Origin of the sequence: Beijerinckia sp. L45 (assembly GCF_009765775.1) — a bacterium.
Lineage (GTDB): Bacteria > Pseudomonadota > Alphaproteobacteria > Rhizobiales > Beijerinckiaceae > RH-AL1.
The window spans coordinates 31,317-44,404 of record NZ_LMUU01000276.1; the positions used below are offsets into that span (position 1 = coordinate 31,317).

16 protein-coding genes are annotated in these 13,088 nt (G+C 62.4%); 12 read left to right on the forward strand and 4 right to left on the reverse strand.

Annotation, left to right across the window (positions count from 1 at the left end; all coding sequences use genetic code 11):
• Positions 1-307 (reverse strand): hypothetical protein (locus GSQ79_RS29215; protein WP_210253245.1); only part of this gene is annotated, 307 nt, incomplete at its 3' end.
• 1,314 nt (positions 308-1,621) lie between these two features.
• Between GSQ79_RS29215 and GSQ79_RS28355 the strand changes: the two genes are divergently transcribed.
• From GSQ79_RS28355 to GSQ79_RS28385, 7 genes are all read left to right on the forward strand, one after another.
• On the forward strand, positions 1,622-1,861 hold the full coding sequence (locus GSQ79_RS28355) for a hypothetical protein (protein WP_210253246.1): 240 nt from the start codon (positions 1,622-1,624) through the stop codon (positions 1,859-1,861).
• Positions 1,862-2,060: 199 nt separating this feature from the next.
• Entirely contained in the window at positions 2,061-2,762 is a 702-nt protein-coding gene (locus tag GSQ79_RS28360) for a c-type cytochrome (RefSeq protein ID WP_158812092.1), read from the forward strand.
• Between the two features lie 88 nt (positions 2,763-2,850).
• Complete coding sequence (locus GSQ79_RS28365) at positions 2,851-4,053, forward strand: cytochrome c (protein WP_210253254.1); 1,203 nt, start codon at positions 2,851-2,853, stop codon at positions 4,051-4,053.
• Between the two features lie 7 nt (positions 4,054-4,060).
• Positions 4,061-4,243, forward strand: a complete 183-nt coding sequence (locus tag GSQ79_RS28370; RefSeq protein WP_158812094.1) for a hypothetical protein — start codon at positions 4,061-4,063, stop codon at positions 4,241-4,243.
• Positions 4,244-4,259: 16 nt separating this feature from the next.
• Positions 4,260-4,823 carry a cytochrome C oxidase subunit II gene (locus GSQ79_RS28375; RefSeq protein ID WP_158812095.1) on the forward strand — a complete coding sequence of 188 codons (564 nt, stop codon included), beginning with the start codon at positions 4,260-4,262 and terminating at the stop codon, positions 4,821-4,823.
• Entirely contained in the window at positions 4,813-6,438 is a 1,626-nt protein-coding gene (locus GSQ79_RS28380) for a b(o/a)3-type cytochrome-c oxidase subunit 1 (RefSeq protein WP_158812096.1), read from the forward strand. The genes GSQ79_RS28375 and GSQ79_RS28380 overlap by 11 nt, the downstream gene beginning before the upstream one ends.
• Entirely contained in the window at positions 6,435-7,226 is a 792-nt protein-coding gene (locus GSQ79_RS28385; RefSeq protein WP_158812097.1) for a c-type cytochrome, read from the forward strand. Before GSQ79_RS28380 ends, GSQ79_RS28385 begins: the two co-directional genes overlap by 4 nt.
• 558 nt (positions 7,227-7,784) lie before the next feature.
• On the opposite strand, the gene GSQ79_RS30510 is transcribed toward GSQ79_RS28385, so the two are convergent.
• Both GSQ79_RS30510 and GSQ79_RS28400 read right to left on the reverse strand, forming a co-directional pair.
• Positions 7,785-7,928, reverse strand: coding sequence for a glycosyltransferase (locus GSQ79_RS30510; RefSeq protein WP_368669987.1), 144 nt, complete (start codon positions 7,926-7,928; stop codon positions 7,785-7,787).
• A gap of 50 nt (positions 7,929-7,978) precedes the next feature.
• Complete coding sequence (locus tag GSQ79_RS28400) at positions 7,979-8,923, reverse strand: UDP-glucuronic acid decarboxylase family protein (protein WP_158812099.1); 945 nt, start codon at positions 8,921-8,923, stop codon at positions 7,979-7,981.
• Positions 8,924-8,993: 70 nt separating this feature from the next.
• On the opposite strand from GSQ79_RS28400, the gene GSQ79_RS28405 reads away from it, so the two are divergent.
• Positions 8,994-9,233 carry a hypothetical protein gene (locus GSQ79_RS28405; RefSeq protein ID WP_158812100.1) on the forward strand — a complete coding sequence of 80 codons (240 nt, stop codon included), beginning with the start codon at positions 8,994-8,996 and terminating at the stop codon, positions 9,231-9,233.
• 177 nt (positions 9,234-9,410) lie between these two features.
• Here the strand turns inward: GSQ79_RS28405 and GSQ79_RS28410 are convergent, their stop codons facing one another.
• Positions 9,411-9,686 carry a hypothetical protein gene (locus GSQ79_RS28410; protein WP_158812101.1) on the reverse strand — a complete coding sequence of 92 codons (276 nt, stop codon included), beginning with the start codon at positions 9,684-9,686 and terminating at the stop codon, positions 9,411-9,413.
• 23 nt (positions 9,687-9,709) lie between these two features.
• On the opposite strand from GSQ79_RS28410, the gene rfbF reads away from it, so the two are divergent.
• From rfbF to GSQ79_RS29985, 4 genes are all read left to right on the forward strand, one after another.
• On the forward strand, positions 9,710-10,477 hold the full coding sequence (gene rfbF / locus GSQ79_RS28415) for a glucose-1-phosphate cytidylyltransferase (RefSeq protein ID WP_158812102.1): 768 nt from the start codon (positions 9,710-9,712) through the stop codon (positions 10,475-10,477).
• A 38-nt stretch (positions 10,478-10,515) separates the two neighbouring features.
• A complete protein-coding gene (gene rfbG / locus GSQ79_RS28420) occupies positions 10,516-11,604 on the forward strand; it encodes a CDP-glucose 4,6-dehydratase (RefSeq protein ID WP_246725644.1) in 1,089 nt (362 codons plus the stop codon).
• A 20-nt stretch (positions 11,605-11,624) separates the two neighbouring features.
• Positions 11,625-12,854: a class I SAM-dependent methyltransferase gene (locus tag GSQ79_RS28425; protein ID WP_158812153.1), complete on the forward strand. Its 1,230-nt coding sequence runs from the start codon at positions 11,625-11,627 to the stop codon at positions 12,852-12,854.
• 10 nt (positions 12,855-12,864) lie between these two features.
• On the forward strand, positions 12,865-13,088 hold a 224-nt coding region (locus GSQ79_RS29985), incomplete at its 3' end, for a dTDP-4-dehydrorhamnose 3,5-epimerase family protein (RefSeq protein ID WP_246725655.1).

A 13,088-nucleotide genomic window follows, 5' to 3' on the forward strand; every position in this document is an offset into this window, starting at 1 on the left:
CTGCTATCTCCTGGATTTCCGCCTCTCTGGCAGCCGCTTCTGCCCGAGCATGAAGGGCCTGCGCAGCTCTCGGCAACTCGAACCCAGGACCAGCCGAGTGCTTGCTGATGACCTCAGCGCTGAGCTTGATCTCCGGCACGACTGCTCTCAGCTCTTCGAGCTGCGCTTCGGCAACGATCTTGGCCCGGGCTCTCGTATCGACGAGGTTGTCTACGTACCGCTCTGGCCAAAGCTCGGCTCGGACGCGCAGCGTGAACGCTTCCCGCTCGGTCTGCGTGCCAGATTTGGGTTTTCGGGGCTCCAGCAACTCCGGCTCGTCGCACCGGATCGTCCCAACCCGAGCCCCAAAACCAACGCCGCCCCCAGTCCCAACCCAGGCATCAGCCCCAGAACCAACCCCAGCCCCAACCCGAGCCCCAACCCGAGCCCCTGGGGTGGGGGGGATACCCTTTAGGGGGTATCCCCCCACCCCTTGGGGCGCTCTTGGGTGGGTGGGTTCTGGGTGGGTTGGTTCTGGGTGAGTTCTGGGTGAGGCGGTGGGGAGACGAAAAGCTTCGTCCAAGACATAGAGATCATCATTCTTGTGAATGATCCCGGACTTGACCAAGTTTGCCGTGGCTGTGCGCGCGGCTTGAGCCGAAAAGTCGGGGTACTCGCGTTCGATCTCGCGGCGCGGTAGCGACATAGCCATGCCGGTGCCAGCGTCCTTCGCAATGATGATGCGCGCGAGTTTGCATGCAGCTTCGTATGCGCCGCGCTTCCGGCGGACCCAATTCAAGTGTGGCCGCACCCGGCCCATTCCGTCGTCGTCTTCCATCTCGATCCCTCTCGGGACCACGCTCAAAAAGGCAAAGCTCCGCCGACCACAAAAACTGTCGTTTCTGCGCAATTTCCTCTTGCAATGTCGGGAGCGGCGAGTACCTTGGGAGCTGTCAAGACTACCTAGGTTATTCGCCGCTTCGGCCCTGGTTCGCTCCTCTCCAAGAGCAAACCGGGGCCGTTGTGCTTTGTGCTGTCTGCTGTGTGGCCTTGCTGCATCACCGGCCGCAGAATACAGCCGATTCACCGCTTCGCGGCACGCAAGGATGGAATCAGAATGCGGCGGCAGTCAACCAGCCGAGAGCGCCGCTCTGTTCCTAATCGGCGTGCCTCGTGTTACTAATCGGTAAAAAATGCCGTTGATTTGTCTCGTGAATTTTGCCTGCCGCTTCAATGGCATTGAAGAGGTCGTCGGTTCGATTCCGTCTGGCTCCACCACTTAAAACAACTTCCAAGCCCTACTCTTGATTGCTACGCCGCCGCGATATTGCGGCTGCTCTAGACCGGAGCGAAGGCAAAACTGCGGGACGGGCGATGCGGTCGGATGACGCCAGCTGGCACGCCATGGAACCTGCAGATCTTCCCGGCGTCGCGGCTCTTGCGGGTTCGATCCACACGCTGTCCGAGCGCACGGAAGTCCTCGAAGAAAAGTTCATGCTTTATCGTCGCGGATGCTTCGCGCTGAAACAAGACGGCAAGCTTCTCGGCTATGGCTTCTGCCATCCTTGGAAGCTCGACGTCATTCCAGGCCTGGATACATTCCTGGAGGCGCTGCCGTCCGCACCGGATTGCCTTTACATCGATGACATCGCAATTCTGTCTGCCGGAAGCTCGAAGCCGCGGCTATGCGACGAGCTTGGTCGGCGCGATCACAGAATTGGCCCGCAAAGAGTCGGTGTCGACATTGGCGCTTGTATCGGTCTACGGGACCCTGACGCTGTGGACGCGTCTCGGCTTTTCTGTCGTTGCCGGATCGGCGCCTGACAAGACGCTTCGACCCTATGGGCCGGCGGCAAACTATATGACCAAAGCCGTCGCATAACGTCAGCGGTCCCGCCGGTCTGCTCCGGTCTGGTCGCCCCTCGATGAAGCGAATTGATCCAAATCAAAGCCGAAACGCTGGAGCTCCTTAAGAAAGGTCCGATGTTGCTATCGGACGGAGCCAGCATGAGCCGGGGTCAAATGCGCCGGGGACGCCGAAGCAGGTCAGTTCTCGTCCAGCGGTCGTAGGAGATCGAACGATGGTTTGTGTCCTCAGGCTTTTCCTTGTCTTATCGGCTCTGAGCCCGGCAGCGAGCTTTGCCCAGACGTCGCCGGGTCCACCAGACACGATTGCGGCGCGTGTCCAGGCCTGTGCGCCCTGCCATGGCGCGCAAGGCCAGGGTACCGACGACGTCTATTTTCCCCGTCTGGCCGGTAAGCCCGCGGGTTATCTCTATAACCAACTGACCGCGTTCAAGAGCGGTCGGCGCCACTATCCGCCGATGAACTATCTCCTCGAGTTTCTGCCCGAGGATTATCTCAAGACCATTGCCGACTATTTCGCCGCGCAACGTCCGCCGCTGCCGCCGCCGGCCATTCCTGTCGTCAGCAACGACATTCTCGCTCATGGCGAGAGCCTGGTGACCAAAGGCGATTTCCCGCGCGGCATTCCGGCGTGTCTCAGCTGTCACGGCCCGGCCTTTACCGGGATGGAACCGGGCATTCCAGGCCTGCTCGGTTTGCGCGCCACCTATATCAGCGCGCAGCTCGGCGCCTGGCGCTACGGCAACCGAACCGCCGTCGCCCCGGACTGCATGCAGGTCGTCGCCGGGCATCTGACGGAGGACGACGTGAAGGCCGTCGCCGCCTGGCTGTCGTCGCGCCCGGCGCCCGCCGATCCCGTGCCGGCGGCGAAAGGGAGTTATCCGCTGCCCTTCGCCTGCGGCAGCGAACCGAATTGAGGGGATGACCGTGGCACGCTTCCTCGTCGAAGGCTTTAAGGCTCTGATCACCATCGCTGTGCTGGTGATCGCAGGCGATGGCGGCGCGATGGCGCAGACCGCTCAGCCGGCGCCCGGCCTCACGGACATGTCGCTCGTCGCCCGCGGCGAATATCTCGCGCGCGCCGGCGATTGCATCGCCTGCCACACCGCCCCCGAGCGCGCGCTGTTCGCCGGCGGTCGGCCGATGCCAACCCCCTTCGGCACGATCTACACCTCCAACATCACGCCCGATCCCGAAACGGGCATCGGCACGTGGACGCCGGATCAGTTTTACGGCTCGCTGCACGACGGCCGGTTTCCCGACGGCGGCCTGCTTTATCCGGCGATGCCGTTCGGCTCCTATACCAAGGTCACGCGGCAGGACAGCGACGCGATCTTCGCCTATCTGAAGACGGTCGTACCGGTGCATCAGGCCGATCGCCCGCACGATCTGCGCTTTCCCTTCAACAACCGCTCCCTGATCCTCGGCTGGCGCACGCTGTTCTTCAGCGAAGGCGTGTACAAGCCGGACCCGACAAAATCCGAGGAATACAACCGCGGCGCCTATCTCGTCGGTGGCCTCGGTCATTGCGGGATGTGCCACACCGCCATCAACGCGCTCGGCGGCAGCTCGGAGTCGGAGGCGTTTCAGGGTGGCCTCATCCCGCTGCAGAACTGGTACGCGCCGTCGCTGACCTCGAACAGGGAAGCCGGTCTCGGCGACTGGAGCATCAAGGATATTTCCGACCTGCTTCGCACCGGCGTCTCGGCGCGCGGCGCGGTGTACGGGCCGATGGCGGAGGTGGTCTACAACAGCCTGCAATATATGACCGACGACGATACGCATGCCATGGCGGTCTATCTCAAAGGCCTGGCGCAGGGTGGGCCGCCGCAGGCGCCGGCGTCGACCGTGCCGACCGCCGAAGGCAGTCTGCTGATGAGCCTCGGCAAGACCGTCTACGACGGCAAATGCGCCATCTGTCACGAGGCGAATGGTCAGGGGCGACCACCCAATTATCCGCCGCTCGCCGGCAACCAGTCGATCCAGATGACATCGGCCGTCAACGCAATCCGCATGGTGCTGAACGGCGGCTATCCCCCGGGCACGTCAGGCAATCCCCAGCCCTTTGGCATGCCGCCCTTTGCCGTGTCGCTGAACGACAACGAAGTTGCCGCCGTCGTCACCTACATCCGCGCCTCATGGGGCAACCGCGGCACCGCCGTGACCGCGGCTCAGGCCAACGAGCTTCGTTCGGCTCCCCTCGATTGAGAGCGCCATGATCAACTCCGTGCCTCCGCCCACGCCAGACGCCGCTTCGGATGATGCCGCGGTCGATGCGATCGTTCGCTCCGGCCCAAGCGGCGCCATTGTCGTCGCCGGCATCGCGACGGCGATCGTCGTTGCGCTTTGGTTTGCCTTCTATCTTTTCGTGTTCCTGCCGCGCGGCGCGGTGCAATGACAAAGGGTCTTGTCCGATGACGCTGCAGGACAACCATGCCGCCGGTGCGGTGGTCGCCGCCCGCGTCGAGCGCAAGTGGGCCATGGTGTCGGTGGCCGTCATCGTGCTGCTCGCTGGCATGGCGGCGTTCGCCGGAATCCATCAGGCGACGATGCCGCAGGCCCGCGTCGAGACCGCCGATCCCACGACTCTGCACATTGCCGGCGAGTTCGTCGAAAGCAATCTCGGCAGCGCGCTCGAACCGGACGGCTCGGTCACGGTGCGCGCCGTCGCCCAGCAATATTCCTTCACCCCGCAATGCCTGCTGGTCCCGGCCGAAACCCCGATCACCTTCCGCGCGTCGAGCGCGGACGTCGTTCACGGCTTTCTCATTCAGGGCACCAACATCAACACGATGCTGGTGCCGGGCTACGTCTCCGCGATCCCCATCCGCTTCGACAAGCCGGGCGATCATCTGATGCCGTGCCACGAATTCTGCGGCATCGGCCACGAGGGGATGTGGGCCAATGTCAAAGTGATCGACAAGGCCGCCTTCCTCGCCATGACATCAGCGCACCGGAGGCTGACCTGTGTTGAGTAGCAAGCGTCTCGTTCTCGCTCACTTCTGGCTAGCTTTCACCGTGTTCGGCCTCGCTTTGCTGCTCGGCGCCTGGCAGATGCTCGTGCGCAGCCCGCTGCTCGCCTGGATCAGCAATCCGGAATGGTATTATCGGTCCGTCACGGCGCATGGCACGGTGATGGGCTACGTGTTTCCGACGTTGATCGCGATGGGGTTCGGCTATGCCATCAGCGAACTCGCGCTCGAGCGCCCGCTGATCGGCCAAAGGTGGGCCTGGACCGGGTTCGGTCTGGTGGTGGTCGGGGCGGTTATGGCGATGGTTCCGGTGTCGATGGGCCTCGCCTCGGTGCTCTACACCTTCTACCCGCCGCTGATCGGCAGTCCGTTCTATTACCTCGGCATCGTCCTGGTGGTCGTCGGATCGTGGATCTGGGTCGCTTTGATGTCGCTCAATCTCTACGTCTGGAAGCGCGACAATCCCGGCAAGCCGGTGCCGCTGGCGATGTTCGCCAATGTCGCGGGTTCGCTGCTCTGGGGCTGGACGGCGGTCGGCGCCGCGCTCGAACTGCTGTTGCAGATCCTGCCGGTCGCGCTCGGCTTCCGCACGACGATCGATGCCGGCCTTGCCCGGGTGTTCTTCTCCTGGACGCTGCACGCCATCGTCTATTTCTGGCTGATGCCCGCCTACATCGCCTATTACACGATCATCCCACGCGCGATCGGTGGAAAACTCTACAGCGACTCGATGGCGCGGATTTCGTTCATCCTGTTCCTCGTCGTCGCCATGCCGATCGGCATCCACCATCTCTTCACCGATCCACAAGTGGGTGCCGGGTTCAAGTTCATGCATTCGGCGTTGACGGCCTTGGTGGCGCTGCCGACGCTGCTTACCGTCTTCACCATCTGCGCCTCGGCGGAGATTGCCGGGCGCCTGCGCGGCGGCAAAGGACCGTTCGGCTGGGTCGCGGCGCTGCCGTGGCGCAATCCGATGATGCTGGCGGTGACCTTCTCTTTCGTCATGCTGGGCTTCGGCGGAGCCGGCGGCCTCATCAACATGAGCTTCCAGCTGGATGCGAGCATCCACAACACGCAGTGGGTCACCGGGCATTTCCATCTGATCTTCGGCGGCGCCATCGTCATCATGTATTTCGCCATCGCCTATGACCTGTGGCCGCATCTGACGGGACGCGCGCTGACGAGTCTCGGGCTGATGCGGGCGCAGCTCTGGCTTTGGTTCGTCGGCATGATCGTCACGACGTTTCCTTGGCATTACGTCGGCATTCTGGGCATGCCGCGGCGGATGGCGTTTTATGATTTCACCAACACGGCGCTGGCCCCGGAAGCCCTCCCGGTCACCATCTCCGTGTTCGGCGGATTTCTGCTGGTCATCTCCGGAGCGCTGTTCTTTGTCGTGCTGATCAAGGGGCAGCTGGCGCCCAAGGCAGAGGCCGGCGTCTATCGCTTCAGCATCGCCATCCATCCGCCGACCTCGGTGCCGGTCGCGTTGAACGGCTATTCGCTATGGCTCGTGCTGATGATTGGCCTCACAGTGGTCAACTACGGCTTTCCGATCGCGCAGCTTCTGGCGCTCAAGAACACGTCCGTGCCCGCGGTTTACGTCGGAGCCCAGCCATGAGCAGCGAACGCCTGTTCACTCTGAGCAATCGCTGGTTCACGACGGCGCTCGGCCTGACCGCCGGCTTTGCCGCCGCCGCGGCGCTCGGTGGTCTCGTTCTGCTGCCCTATGCCCAGCCCAATCTCAAATTCAGCGGCATCTGGGACGCCATCTGCAGCGCCGCCGGCGTTTCGCGCGAAGCGGCAACTGTGGCGCCTTCCGCCGTCGAAGCCAAAACATCCGCCGTCGTCATGACCTCGCGAATGTTGAACCACCCGAGCGCGGCGTCCATCGGTCACGGCGGCACGCTCGCCCTGCAATGCGCCATCTGTCACAGCGGCGACAACGTTACGCGCTCCGAGTTTCCGTACCTCGCGGGGCAATATGCCGCCGTGATCTACAAGGAGCTGCACGATTTCAAGGCCGGCGTGCGGGTCAACGCGATCATGGGACCCTTCGCCGCCGCGTTGACGGAACAGGACATGATCGACCTCGCGGCCTATTATTCCTATCTGCCGCGCGTCCCCGCCTACCATCCCGGACCGGGCGCGGGCGAACCGGCGATCGTGCTGAGCGGCGCCCCCCTGCGCAACATTCCGCCCTGCGCATCGTGCCACGGCGCGGCCGACAACAAGGCCGGCAGCCCCCGGCTCGAAGGCCAGTCGCCTGTCTACCTCAAGACACAATTGCAGGCCTTCGCGAGCGCGGCCCGCCGCAACGACATCAGCGAGCAGATGCGCAACATCGCGCGCCGCATGACGCCGGCCGAGATCGATCAGGCGGCGTCGTTTTATGCCGAGAGGCCGTAGGGGATCGAGGATATGCGCCGACGAATAGCGCCACTCTGATCGCGATTGTTTGTGGACCAACAACCATGTCAGCCGGCTCTTTGGTTTAGTTTGGCAACGGAAGGTCTTCGATTCGAGACAACGTACCTGGGCGTAAGCGAGGCAGCGTCGTCGGTAGAGCAAGATGCGGTGTCGAATAGCGGCGATCGTAAAACGGGCTGTAGGCGTCATCGCTATAGGTTGCCGTCCCGTGCCGCGCCTGGAGGCGGGCGGTTTCGAGCTGGAAGCGCTCGTTGTTTGCACCGGTTTCGCGGCTTCGCCGAGGCCGACGATGACCCCGTTATGCTGGGTAAGACCGTTGGGATAGAGCATTTTGGCGCCGACGATACCGACGGAATCGAAGGCCAGGCAAGCCACCATTTCCTTGAGCCAGAGCGGCTCATGTACTTCGATGTCGTTGTTGAGGAACAGCAGAGCGTCACCCCTCGCCAGTCGCGCGCCGCGATTGCACATGCCGGCGAAGTTAAAATCCTCGGAGAGGATATCGATGGTGACGCCATCCGTGCCTCTGAACGTGCCTTAGAAGGCGAGAACGTCCGCGTCGGTCGTCCCGTTGTCGACGATGACGATTTCCAGGTCGGGATAATCGGTTCGAGTCTGCAGATCAGCGATGATTCTGGAAATGAGATCCAGGCTGTTCTTGTTGGGGATGATCACCGACACCTTGGGCGATGCGGGCTCAATGAAGGCGATCGACCCGAGAGACTGTATTGTCAGACGCCCTCGGCGAGCAGCGCCTCGAAATAGGCGATCGTGCGCACCAGCCCGGCCTTGAGCGCGATGGTCGGCTCCCAGCCGAGTTTTTCGCGCGCCAGGGTGATGTCCGGCTGGCGCTGACGGGGATCGTCCATCGGCAGCGGCTCGTGGACGATGGACGAGGTCGAGCCGGTAAGGTCCAGGATCGTCTCGGCGAGCTGGCGCATGGTGAACTCGCCGGGATTACCGAGATTGATCGGTCCGGTGATCTCGGGGCCGGAATCCATCAGCCGGCGGAAGCCTTCGATCAGATCGTCGCAATAGCAGAAGGAGCGGGTCTGCGTACCGTCGCCATATAGGGTTATCGGCTTGTTGCTTAGCGCCTGGACGATAAAATTCGACACCACGCGCCCGTCCTGCGGGTTCATGTTAGGCCCGTAGGTGTTGAAGATGCGCGCCACCTTGATGCGCACCTGATGCTGGCGGTGATAGTCGAAAAACAGCGTCTCCGCGCAGCGCTTGCCCTCGTCGTAGCAGGCGCGCGGCCCAAGCGTGTTGACATGGCCCCAATAGGACTCAGGCTGCGGATGCACCGAGGGATCACCGTAAACCTCGGACGTCGAGGCCTGGAAAATCTTGGCGCGGACGCGCTTGGCGAGCCCGAGCATGTTGATCGCCCCGATGACACTCGTTTTCGTCGTCTGCACCGGATCGAACTGATAATGAATGGGCGAGGCCGGGCACGCGAGGTTGTAGATCTCGTCGACCTCGACGTAGAGTGGGAACGTTACGTCATGGCGGAGGAACTCGAAGTTGCGATGGTCAAGCAGGCCCGCGATGTTGCGCCGCCGCCCGGTGAAAAAATTGTCGACGCAGAGAACCTCCTGGCCCTCCGCCAGCAACCGGGCGCAAAGATGCGAGCCGAGAAACCCGGCTCCGCCCGTCACGAGAATACGCTTCATCGGAATTCGCTAGCCCCTGCTTCGACCAAGCTCGGAGTAGGAGTTGTTCAGGCCAACATCAAGGACAAGGGTGGGCCGCATCAAAATATGGTGGGCGAAAAGAGGCGGAGCGCAAAGCCATCCTGCAAACGGCGACGCCCAAGCTGGGTCATGGGGCGCAAAAGAATTTCATCGTAGTCACGAGCCGCTCTCTGATCGTTCAGCTGAATTTCAAGGTCGCCTGTCCAAGCTGTTGCTGAAGTTCGGCGATCTCAAGAAGCGCTTCTGCTTGGTCGGCCTCAAGCGCCGGACGCGATCGGCCGACCGCTGAACCACGGCAGCGCATTCGCGCGCCTCGACAAGTTCAGCGTCAAGACCCGACACACGCTCCGATTGCACAGCCGCTAGCGCCTGACGCGCACCTTCAAGTTTCGCTTCGACGCTCGCCGCGCGGTCAGCGACAGCCTGAACCTCGGCGAGTGTGAAGCGCAAAGCCTCAAGTTCCGCGTCAAGACTTGCAGCGTCTTCCAGTGAAGGCCGTACGGCTTTCGCTCATTCGGCTATATTGAATGAAAGACCCGATCAGATCTAACTTTTGCATGGCCTGGAAAGCAACGATCACGCAATCGGATCGCACCTTCAGCACCGGAATGCGAGATAGAGCATATTCTTTGCTTGGAGCTTTAAACACATCTCGCGACGTGAGCGATTGATACTTTCGGCTAACGGCTTTAATACCACGAGCAGTGGGTGATCGATGACCGTCATCAGCCGCTTCGCTCATCTCTTTCCTGAGGTTTTGAACGAATGAAAGCGGTAATCCTCGCGGGTGGTTTGGGGACACGCCTGTCCGAAGAGACGTCGCTACGGCCGAAGCCGATGGTTGAGATCGGGGGGCGGCCAATTCTGTGGCACATCATGCAGATGTTTTCAGCCTACGGCGTGACGGATTTCGTGATCTGCCTCGGCTACAAAGGCTACGTCATCAAGGAATTTTTCCTCAACTACCGACTGCATCTCAGCGACGTCACGATGCACCTCGGGTCCGGAGACATCGATTTCCACCGTAGCGCCGGGCAGAACTGGAACGTCTCGCTGATCGAGACCGGCGAAGCGACGATGACCGGCGGCCGCCTCAAGCGGGTGCGCGACTACATCGGCAACGAGGATTTCTTCATGACCTATGGCGACGGGGTCAGCGATGTCGATCTCGGCAAGCTCGTCACCTTCCACAAGGCGCAAAAGCGCCTTGCGACGCTCACCGCGGTCGTGCCGCCCGGCCGTTTCGGCGCGCTCAATCTTGTCGGCGACCAGGTCCGCAGCTTTCGCGAAAAGCCGGCCGGTGACGGCGCGATGATCAACGGCGGCTTCTTCGTGCTCTCGCCGAAGGTCCTGGACCTGATCGAGGGCGATGCCACCACCTGGGAGAACGAACCGATGGAGCAACTCGCCCGCCAAGACCAGCTCAATGCCTTCGTGCATAACGGCTTTTGGCAGGCGATGGACACGTTGCGCGACAAGAATCATCTCGAGGCGCTATGGGCCGAAGGTCGCGCGCCCTGGAAGTCGTGGTAAGACGTCGCGCGTTCTGACCCCTTCGGAGACACCGCAGCTTGTCCATTAATGGCGAAACGCGTGGCCTGAGCCCCGATCCGGCCTTTTGGGCCGGGAAGCGGGTTTTGGTGACCGGACATACCGGGTTCAAGGGATCCTGGCTGACGCTCTGGCTGACGCGCCTCGGGGCCGCCGTCACAGGCTTGGCGCTCGCGCCTAACACCCAGCCGAGCCTGTTCAGCCTGGCCTTAGCCGACGGCGCCGCGTCGCATATTGCCGATATCCGCGATCTCGCCGCCGTGCAAACATGTTTCGAGACCGCGCGGCCGGAGATCGTGCTGCATCTTGCGGCGCAGGCCCTTGTGCGCCCTTCGTATGCCGATCCTGTCGGCACCTATGCCACCAACGTCATGGGTACCGTCCATGTGCTGGAAGCCGCCCGCGCGTGCTTCTCTGTGCGCACCGTCGTCGTCGTGACCAGCGACAAGGCCTACGAGAACCGCGAATGGCCCTGGGCTTATCGCGAGACCGAGGCATTGGGCGGTTTCGACCCCTACAGTAACTCTAAGGGCTGCGCCGAATTGGTGGTCAGCGCCTACCGCAACTCCTTCTTCGCAGAAAGCGGCGTGCGCGTCGCGAGCGCCCGCGCCGGCAACGTCATCGGTGGCGGTGATTGGTCAGTGGATCGGCTTATCCCCGACATCGTTCGCGCCTTCGAACGCAGCCAGTCGGTCGAGATTCGATCGCCCGGTGCCATCCGGCCGTGGCAGCACGTGCTCGAGCCACTGGCCGGCTATCTGGCTTTGGCCGAGCGCCTCAGCAGCGCCGACGCCGCCGGTTTTAGCGAAGCCTGGAACTTCGGCCCGACCGACGAGGATTGTCGTGCCGTCTCCTATATTATCGACCAGATGGTGAAAAACTGGGGCGGCGCCGCCGGCTGGCATCTGTCCGAGAAGACCCACGCTCACGAGGCCCACTTCCTCAAGGTCGACTCGTCGAAAGCCCGGGCGCGCCTCGGCTGGGATCGCCGTCTGCGCCTTGACGACGCTTTGGCGTGGACCACGCAATGGTACCGCGACCACGATAAGGGTGCATCTGCCCGCGACCTGACGCTCGCGCAGATCGAAGCCTACGAACGGCTTGCATGAACTCCTTGGAGCCTGATGCCGTGACGACCGGAACCTGCCGCGCCTGCGGCGCCACACTGAAGCATACGTTCGCCGACCTGGGGCTGTCCCCGCTCGCCAACGCCTACGTGCCACTGGCCAAGGCCCGCGAAGGAGAAATGGTGTTCCCGCTCCATGCCCACGTCTGCGAGACGTGCTTCCTGGTTCAGCTTGAAGAGTTCGAGACGCCCGAGAATATTTTTTCCGACTACGCCTATTTCTCCGGCTTTTCGACCAGCTGGCTGCACCACGCTGAAGACTACGTCGCCACGATGACCCAGCGCTTCGGCCTGGGCCCGGACAAGAAAGTCGTCGAGGTTGCCAGTAACGACGGCTACCTCCTGCAGTATTTCGTCAAGCGCGGCATTCCGGTGCTCGGCGTCGAGCCTGCGGCCAATGTCGCCAAGGTCGCGGTCGAGCGTGGCGTGCCAACCGAGGTCGCCTTCTTCGGCGAAGCCACCGCCCTTCGGCTGGTAGCCGAGGGCCATGCCGCCGATCTCACCGCTGCCAACAACGTGCTCGCTCATGTACCGGACATCCTCGACTTTACCGCCGGCTTCAAGGTGCTGCTCAAGCCTGATGGTGTCGGGACCTTCGAGTTTCCGCACCTGTTGCGGATGGTCGAACAAAAACAGTTCGACACGATCTATCACGAGCATTTTTCCTACCTGTCGTTGAAGGTCGTCGCCGAGATTTTGGGCAAGACCGACCTGCGCGTCTTCGACGTCGAGGAATGGCCGACGCACGGCGGCTCTCTGCGGGTGTTCTTCTGCCACGACGCGGCCGCGCATCAGGCGACCTCTTCGGTCGAGCGGATTCTCGCCGAGGAGCGTGCTGGTGGGCTGTCCGAGCTTGCGGGCTACACCCGTTTCGCCGAGGAGGTCGTCGCGATCAAATGTGCGACACTGAAGGCGCTGATCGCGCTCCGCGAAGAGGGCAAAGTCGTGGTCGCGTACGGCGCCGCAGCCAAAGGCAATACTTTCCTCAATTATTGCGGCATCGGGCCTGAGCTGGTGCGCGCCGTCGCCGACCGCTCGCCGCACAAGCAGGGCACGCTCCTGCCGGGCGTTCGAATTCCCGTCGTGTCTCCAGAGGAGATGCTGGCGATGAAACCGGATTACCTCCTGATCCTGCCGTGGAACTTGAAGGATGAAGTCGCCGGGCAGATGGTCGAGATCCGAGCCTGGGGCGGCAAGTTCATTACAGCAATCCCCAAACTCAGCGTGTTCTAGGGGAACGTCGATGTTGTTTGAGGCGCTCGAATTCGCCGGCACCTTTCTTATGGTGCCGGAACGTCGGGGCGACGAGCGCGGTTGCTTTGCCCGTACCTTCTGCGTCGAAGAATTGCAGACGCATCACCTCGTCAGCCAATTCACGCAGTCAAGCATCTCCGTAAATACGCGCCGGGGCACGGTGCGGGGCATGCACTTTTCCGTCGCCCCGCATGCCGAAACCAAGATCGTGCG